9 protein-coding genes are annotated in these 7,866 nt (G+C 63.8%); 7 read left to right on the top strand and 2 right to left on the bottom strand.

Annotation, left to right across the window (positions count from 1 at the left end):
* Positions 1–79 precede the first annotated feature (79 nt).
* The 6 genes from C8E99_RS15650 (at position 80) to C8E99_RS15675 (ending at position 6,461) form a co-directional block, all read left to right on the top strand.
* Positions 80–1,537: a MinD/ParA family ATP-binding protein gene (locus C8E99_RS15650; RefSeq protein WP_115933080.1), complete on the top strand. Its 1,458-nt coding sequence runs from the start codon at positions 80–82 to the stop codon at positions 1,535–1,537.
* A gap of 5 nt (positions 1,538–1,542) precedes the next feature.
* On the top strand, positions 1,543–2,616 hold the full coding sequence (locus tag C8E99_RS15655) for a transglycosylase SLT domain-containing protein (protein WP_115933081.1): 1,074 nt from the start codon (positions 1,543–1,545) through the stop codon (positions 2,614–2,616).
* 7 nt (positions 2,617–2,623) lie between these two features.
* Positions 2,624–3,277 carry a hypothetical protein gene (locus C8E99_RS15660; RefSeq protein WP_115933082.1) on the top strand — a complete coding sequence of 218 codons (654 nt, stop codon included), beginning with the start codon at positions 2,624–2,626 and terminating at the stop codon, positions 3,275–3,277.
* A 31-nt stretch (positions 3,278–3,308) separates the two neighbouring features.
* Positions 3,309–4,016: a hypothetical protein gene (locus C8E99_RS15665; RefSeq protein WP_115933083.1), complete on the top strand. Its 708-nt coding sequence runs from the start codon at positions 3,309–3,311 to the stop codon at positions 4,014–4,016.
* 562 nt (positions 4,017–4,578) lie between these two features.
* Positions 4,579–4,737, top strand: a complete 159-nt coding sequence (locus C8E99_RS15950; protein ID WP_170144631.1) for a hypothetical protein — start codon at positions 4,579–4,581, stop codon at positions 4,735–4,737.
* A 266-nt stretch (positions 4,738–5,003) separates the two neighbouring features.
* A complete protein-coding gene (locus C8E99_RS15675; protein ID WP_170144632.1) occupies positions 5,004–6,461 on the top strand; it encodes an S-layer homology domain-containing protein in 1,458 nt (485 codons plus the stop codon).
* 246 nt (positions 6,462–6,707) lie between these two features.
* On the opposite strand, the gene C8E99_RS15680 is transcribed toward C8E99_RS15675, so the two are convergent.
* Positions 6,708–7,487: an SOS response-associated peptidase gene (locus tag C8E99_RS15680; RefSeq protein ID WP_115933085.1), complete on the bottom strand. Its 780-nt coding sequence runs from the start codon at positions 7,485–7,487 to the stop codon at positions 6,708–6,710.
* 54 nt (positions 7,488–7,541) lie between these two features.
* Here C8E99_RS15680 and C8E99_RS15955 point away from each other — a divergent pair, with 54 nt between their 5' ends.
* Positions 7,542–7,715 (top strand): hypothetical protein, encoded by a 174-nt coding sequence (locus tag C8E99_RS15955; protein WP_170144633.1) that lies wholly within the window; start codon positions 7,542–7,544, stop codon positions 7,713–7,715.
* Between the two features lie 43 nt (positions 7,716–7,758).
* Here the strand turns inward: C8E99_RS15955 and C8E99_RS16355 are convergent.
* Positions 7,759–7,866: DUF4113 domain-containing protein (locus tag C8E99_RS16355; protein ID WP_147301252.1), on the bottom strand; the 108-nt coding region annotated here is incomplete at its 5' end.

Raw genomic sequence — 7,866 nt, forward strand, 5'->3', positions numbered from 1 at the left:
CACGGGGCGACACACTCCCCGTCCCGGATTGCCGAATTGTTTGTGACACACATCCCCGTCGAATCCGAGGAGCCGGCCCATGATCGTCGCGAGCACTGTGAAACTTAACGCCAAGGTCACCCTGGTCGACCGCACCGGCACCCGCGTCCCGGCCGGGAGTCTAGAGCAGGCTGTGGCCATGATCGCCGGGTGGGCGCATCAGTCCACCCCCGTGCTCGGGTTGGCCAGGCAGCACGAGACCGATCCGAGCTTCGTTCCCGGGCGATGGGCCCTGGCCGAGGGCCAGCTTGGTCCGGCGCCGGGAACGGACGTCCCGGACTACTTGCTGGAATACACTGAGTGGCACCTGGACGACCAGGCCGGCTACTTGTACCCGGTCACCCCGACCAGCCTGGACACCATCGGCCAAGCCGTGGCCACCAGAGCCGGCCACGAAATCACCATCACCAGCGACTTGCCCGGGGTCCGCACCCACCGCTACGCCCCGGCCACGGACACCACCGCGGACAGCGACGTGGCCGCAGTCTTGGCTCACGACGCCGCGACAGTCGTCCCATCCTGGGTGCCCCAGCTTGATCAGTACGTCCTGGGCACGATGGTCTCTGACCGGCCGGTGTCGACTGCTCAGGCCTTCGCGACCCGGACGCAGACCCGTCGGCAGGCCCTCGGCCCGGCTCGGACCGGGTGGCGAGGAGCACTCAATAATGCCGTGGGTCTGTCCATCGCCCCCGGAAGTGGCGAGCAGCACACCCGGCATCTGCACGCCACTATCCAGAAAGGCCTGGCCGGGCACCGCTCCGCTGTCGTGGTCAACATCAAGGGCGGAGCATCCAAGACCACGGCCACCTACCTCCTCGGAGCCACCCTCGGGCGCGTCCGCGGAGGCATGGTGCTGGCCTGGGACAACAACGAGAACTCCGGGAACCTGGCAGACCGAGCACTGCCCGCCGCCCACTCCCATACTGCACTCGACCTATTGGAGCGCATCGCGGACTTCACGACCCCAAAGCACGCCGATCGGCTTGCCGGCTACGTCCGTCCCCAGGGGGACAACAAGTTCCACGTTCTGGCATCCCAAAACGAAGCGGGCAACACCGAGGTCATCGACGCTGAAGCCTTCCGCACCATGCACGCCGCTCTGCGCCAGTTCTACGGCCTGGCCCTCGTTGACACCGGAAACGCCTCCACAGCCCCTACTTGGCAGGCCGCCATCGACGTCGCGGATGTGTTGGTCGTTGCGATTGCCAACAAGGAAGATGCCGCCCGGCGGGCCTTCACCACCATCGATGCCCTGCGCAACCAGGGGTACGGGGACAAACTGGACAACGCGGTGGCGCTCATCACCCAGCCACGCACCGCATCACCGCAGCGGCTGAAGGACATCACCGACACCCTCGAGGGTCTGGTGCGGGCCATTGCGGTCATTCCTTTCGATCGGGCCCTGGACGACGGCGGCCAGATCATCTGGGAATCACTCTCAAACTCCACCCGACAGGCCTACCTGCAAGCCACTGCCCACGTCATCGAGGGAATGTAACACCGATGCCGTACAAGACCGCCGCCGGTGCCGGATGCCTGGGGGCGGCCCTGCTGGGACTGGTCCTCGGGGCCGTCTTGCTGCTGCTGACGCTCTCCGTATTCGAAGGGCCGGCCGCCGCGGGAAGGGTCTGCCGACCGGAAGCCGGTGACGAATCCATACCGGAGGAATACCGCCAGGCCATCGCGGAGGCATCGGCCCAGTCCGGAATCGCCCAGGGAGTACTGGCCGCCCAGATCGACCAAGAATCAGGGTGGGACCCCGAGGCGGTCTCACCGGCCGGTGCCCAGGGCATCGCGCAGTTCATGCCCATCACGTGGGCCGAATGGGGCAACGGGGCCGACCCTTTCGATCCGCACGCCGCGATAGCCGCCCAAGGCCGGTACATGAAACACCTTTACGACCAGATCACCCCGTTGTCTAGTGATGGGAACGACGCGATCCGTCTGACCCTAGCGGCGTACAACGCCGGACCCGGAGCCGTCCTGGAGCACAACGGCGTACCCCCATTTCAGGAGACTCAGCAGTACGTCCAGACGATCACTGCCGCTGCCGGCGGGACCGGCGGGGCCGATGCCTGTAATGGCCCGGATGACCTCAGCATCGACGGGGTAGGTGAGGACGACTACCCGTACCGGGAACCGGTAGGAGTCGACGGTTGGGGCCACCCCCGCAGCACCTTCGGCCACACGCAACGCCAATGCACCGACTTCGTGATGTGGCGCATCAACCAGGCCATGGGCTGGACCCCCGACCAAGGTCAACCTCCGTTCACCTTCGCCCGCCTCGGCGTCGGCTACGGTCCCGGCCAGAACGGGGCCGGATCCTGGAAAGACATCCTCGCCCCAGTCGACGGGGTGAGCGTCCACACCAATGATCCCCGCCCCGGTGACATCGCCTGGTGGGGCTATTCAGACATCGGAGGCGGATACGGCCATGTCGGATTCGTAGCCGCAGTCCAGGGCGAGAACGCCATCATCGAGCACTACAACCTCGACACCCCCAACACCTACTCGGTGACCAGCACCCCGATCAAAGACGTCCCCAGCTACATCCGTCTACCCGCCAGCCAAGAATAGACCTCCCATGCGCGCCCACCGCTTCACCATCGCCCTCATTGCCATCATCTCGGTCTTCGTTCTCCTGACCGGCGCGATCATCTATCTCTTCAGCCGGCCGCCGGAACCCGTTGCCACCACACCCACCGAGGCGGCCGTAGCAACAACGACACCATCGTCCTCGCCCTCCACCACTGAAACCGGATCAGCGTGGGAGACCACCACCCCGGCGACTTCCACGGAGCCGGCAACTCCCACGGCCGCTCCGACTATGACGCTGACGCGCGAGGGGCTCAACGCCAAGGAACTAGTGACCACGGCGGCCGAGGTGATGACCACCTGGGATACCACCACCGACGCTTCGCCCACCGATGGATACCGCCGTTCACTGCCGCTCTTCGTGGAGGAATACGAGACCATCTTCGTCACACCCGCCAAGCCCGTTCTGCCCGACGACTGGTGGGAGGCCGCCAAACAGGACGCCACCAGCATTCCCCAGGTGCAGATCACCGATACCTACCTCCAAGGTGAGACCGCGACTTACTATGTTGTCGCATCGTGGACCTGGCAGTCCGAGAACGGGTGGACCCTAACCCCTGCACCGAAGTACATGACGTTCCAAGTCACGACAGATGACACCGGTTACGTCATCCAAAACTGGACAGACCAGCAGCTCCAGTGACACCTCTGTTCACACCGGCCGAAAGACCACCATGCCCAACGATCACCAGCCCTCCGACGAACTCGACCAATATCTCGGATGGTTGGTTTCACTCAACGCTGCGGACCTCAAGATTGAGCCCAAGGCGTACATCGACCAGTGGACCCGCGAACAGTGGCAGTCGGCCTTCGAGGTCCGAGGGGCCATCACCACTCTTGTGGACGACATCCGCGGCATCGGTGCCCACCTGGACCCGACCAGTAGTGTGCCTGAATGGTTGCGAGACGTCCTCAATACCACCTGGTTTATGCACCCGGGATCCGACCCCACACCGCGTTGGTTGACCAGCATCGACCACCGAATTGACTGGTTCGCCTTAGCGGACGAGCACCCCGAGCTCACCCTGGACAACCCCTACACCCAGCTGATCACGTCCACGATGATGCGCGAGGCTTGGAATCTGGTCAGCGACCGTCAGGCCCAGCTCGTTGCCTGCCTTGAACTGGGCTCTGGCCTTGACACCGGGACCATCGTCGGGGGCCTCAGCGCTCTCTACGTCGAGGCCGATCACGACCCCACCTTGATCGTGGATATAGCGGACATGTTCGGCGGAATCCCTCCCCAGCCCGCCAGCGGCCCGCGGTCGGTCCCAGCACTGAACACCGCCATCGATTCCGACACGGTGTACTTCGGATGGGAATGGTTCAGCATGTCGTGGCCGGACAATCCCCCCGAGCCGCAGCATGTGTCCAACACCTGACCACCGCCGAGACCGGCTGACCAACCACTCGGTAGCGTGCGTCCTGACCGCGATGCAGAGCAGGTCACGGCGCTGCGGGATCAGACAAGGGTCGGCATGGTCGCTGACGTTCCACCGGTCATGGCGTTCACTTCAGCCGGGGCGCCGACGACACCGTTGTATCACTAGCGCGCTCGGTGTAGGACCTGTCCTTCGGTGAAATTGCCAAGCGTTCGTAGACCTGTGCCGATCGGCTTCTTCGGGCCCCTGGCGATCCGAATGTGGAGGCCTGGAGCGCATAAGCGGCATGCTGTTTCGGTGTTGATCGAGTCGAGAGGGAAATTGTCCAGATCCGTCAGGCACTGGCCCGGTACTGTCCGCGGTCGTGGATCCGGATCAGTTCCCAGCGTACGGAGTTTCCGTGGCGCCGGACATCGATTGTGTGCAAGGGAGCCCGAGGCGCCAACTGCACCTGAAGTCGCCAAACTTCGTGGTCCACACAACGCCGGCGCCTCTACCTCGCTCGATGCGGTGTTCCTCTGTCCACCATTTGCGCCTCTCAAACCAGCGCACAGGCTGGGCGGTGACCGAGAAGGTACGGCCGTCCACCTCTACACGTAGCGGCGTTCCGTTGGTGGCCAACTGGACCGCGATCGATCTTGTTGTTCTTTCCTTCTTTCCTGCCCTGGTTGATGCTTACGGTGCTTTGCTTACTGCCTGGGAAGAGCTGGCAGGCCGGTGAGCGTAGGGAAGCGCCACGGGCGACCCTATGGGTTGTCACCGACGGGATAAGCGAGAGTCGGCTGACCTTCGACAAGAGGACGATCTGGGAAGAGTCGTTCGAAAAGTCGGAATTATGCTTCCACAGGGAATATGTCCTCGTCGTCAGTTATTCTCAAAGCAGTCATCGCTCTGACCTGAAGGGTTCCCATGAAACGCGTCATTACCTCAAGCAGGGAAATCAGGTCAGGAACTGCCAGCAAATGGCAGCGCATTTGCGGATTCTTCATGGCTCTCGGCCTGCTGGGTGGTGCCCTTGCCCCTGCCGGCGTGGCGCAAGCGGCCACCACCAATGCTGGTGATGTTCTCGATCAGATCCTCGTCCAGACCGAGGCGACCAGCCCTGCCTACGACCGGGACTACTTCGAGCACTGGTCGGATGCTGATGGTGACGGCTGTGACACCAGGGCCGAAGTATTGATCCGTGACTCTCTCGCGCCGGTCACGTATTCCAGTGGCTGCACGGTCAGCACGGGGGAGTGGGTGTCGGCCTTCGACGGGGAGGTGTGGACGCAGGCCAGTGACGTCGACATCGACCACCTGGTGCCACTCCAGGAGGCGTGGCAGTCCGGTGCCAGCAGTTGGACACCATCCCAGCGAGAGGCCTTCGCCAACGACCTGACCTACCGCGGCTCGCTCGTGGTCATGACGGACAACCTGAACCAGTCCAAGGGTGCCGGAGACCCGGTCGAGTGGCTGCCGCCGGCACAGCGGTGTGACTACCTCACTGACTGGGTCTCCACGAAGTGGCGATGGAACCTCACCATCGACAGCAACGAAGCTCGAACGCTTAATTCCGAGCTCGTCACCGGGTGTGGCAACCCGGCGGTAACGCTGCCGGCCAAGGCGAACGTCCCGGCGGCGGTAACACCAGCCCCGCCGTTCTCCGACGTCTCCGGCTCTCATGCTTTCGCAGCGTCGATCTCGTGGTTGGCCACTAGCGGGATCACCGGTGGGTACACCGATGGAACGTTCCGGCCGAACACGTCAGTGAGTCGCGGACAGTTTGCCGCCTTCTTGTACCGATACTCCAAACCAGGCCAGGCGGCACCGAAATGCTCCCGGCAGTGGTTCTCCGACGTCCCCACCTCGAATGCATTCTGTGGCCACATCACCTGGCTGGCCGGCACAGGAATCACCGTGGGATACAAGGACGGCACCTTCCACGGTTCGGCACCGATCACCCGGGGGGAGATGGCGACCATGTTGCAGCGCTACCGCTCCTCGGCCGGTCCCATCACGACGACCTGTGACCGCAACCGGTTCACCGATGTGCGCAGCGCGCACTGCGGCTCCATCACCTGGCTGGCCAACACCGGGATCACCACCGGGTACAAGGACGGCAGCTTCCGGCCCAACCTGGACATCAACCGAGGCCAGCTCGCCGCCTTCCTGGACCGATACAACACGATGTTCGGTCCCTCGAACCCACCCACCGTGGTCTCCCCTCCACCGGCGCCCAAGCCCACGCCCAAGCCCACGCCCAAGCCGACACCCAAGCCCACCCCGAAGCCGACTCCGACAAAGCCGGCAAACCCAGGCGACAGCAAGAACTGCTCCGACTTCTCCACGTGGTCCGCAGCCCAAGCGTGGTTCGACAGGTACTACCCCTACTACGGTGACGTGGCACGACTCGATTCCGACAAAGACGGCATTGTCTGCGAGTCGCTGCCCGGCGCACCGTAAGAGTCACCCAGTCTGCCGGTGACAGCGTGCATGCAGATGGAAGCCGAGATATTTTCATCCGTTGAGTGTGTGAGGCATGTCGAAAGGCCATACCTCTTCGCCACGCCTGGTTGAACACTCGCTCTATAACTGTCCCCCCGCTCACAGTTCCATTTTCAAACAGGGCCTTTGATCAGGACAGTCCTGTTCGCCTCCACTAGATAGCACTCGTGCCTGCTCCAGAGTCAGATGCCTACTGACTCACCTCTACAAACCCTGGACCAGTTCAGGTCCGTTGTTGCGCACGTTGCCTACGGCAGTTCCGACCTCGGTCAGGGTCCAGGCCGAGGCGGTCTGGTAGGCCTGGTTTCTCACCTGCTCGACCAGTGTTTCGGCCTCGTCTGCGGAGGCCTGTTTCTCCGGGTTCAGCCAGGTGTCCATGGTGTCTCGGTCCATGGGCAGGGGCAGGCGGTCGTGCAGGCCGGCGAGCTGTTCCAAGGTCGTATCGCCGGTGCCGGTGCCGGTGCCGGTCTCGGGGGAGGGGCCGGTGAGGATCGTGCAGCTCAGTAGCCACCGGGCGGGATCGTCGTCTGCCCTCTCAGGGTCTTTCCACCATTCGTAGAGCCCGGCGAAGTAGATCAGGGAGCCGTCTGCGGGGCGGACGAAGAAGGGCCGTTTCGGTGTGCCCTTGGGTGCACCTGCGGGCGGTTTGAGCCATTCGTAGTACCCGTCCGCCGGGATCGCGGCTCTCCTGGCTTTCACTGCTGCGCGAAAGGTCGGTTTCGTGGAGACGGTTTCCGAGCGGGCGTTGAAAGCTCGCGAGCCGACGGCGGTGTCCTTGGCCCACGGCGGGACCAAGCCCCACCGGGCCACGTGGATTTCCCTGCGATCTCCGGTTTCGGTCGCCCGGTCTAGGACGATGGGAACTTCGCTGGTCGGAGCAACGTTCCAGTTCGGCCGAAGCGCCAGCTCTTCTTTGGGCTCGACCGCACCGGCGTCTGCCACCAAGTCGCCGAGGGCCCGGGCCATCACATACCGTCCACACATGGGCCCAGTCTGCCGCACACGACCCCCTGGGCCGAGGACACATAGGCTGAACGGATGGACATCACTGCCGCCATCGAGACCATCCCTGAAGATGACACGGGCAGCGGCGAGCGAGGCTTCGATGAGCTGACGGCTGAGGCCGAGTCCTACGAGGCGGCGGTTGCAGCGCTGCGTGAGCGAGTACCCGCTGGCTGGCGAATCATGAATCTGCGGCGCAGCGAGCACTGAGTAGAAAACACCCCTCCACGGGCTCCGAAGCAAGTGGCCTTCTTTACATGTGGACCGTGACGAGCTCGTCCCAGTTGGTGGTGGCCCTGGGTGAGAGCATGGCGCGGCGCATCTGCCAGGACGGGGGAGTGCCGAGGCCTCCGTATCCGAG

This window comes from Citricoccus muralis, from assembly GCF_003386075.1.
Classification (GTDB): domain Bacteria; phylum Actinomycetota; class Actinomycetes; order Actinomycetales; family Micrococcaceae; genus Citricoccus; species Citricoccus muralis.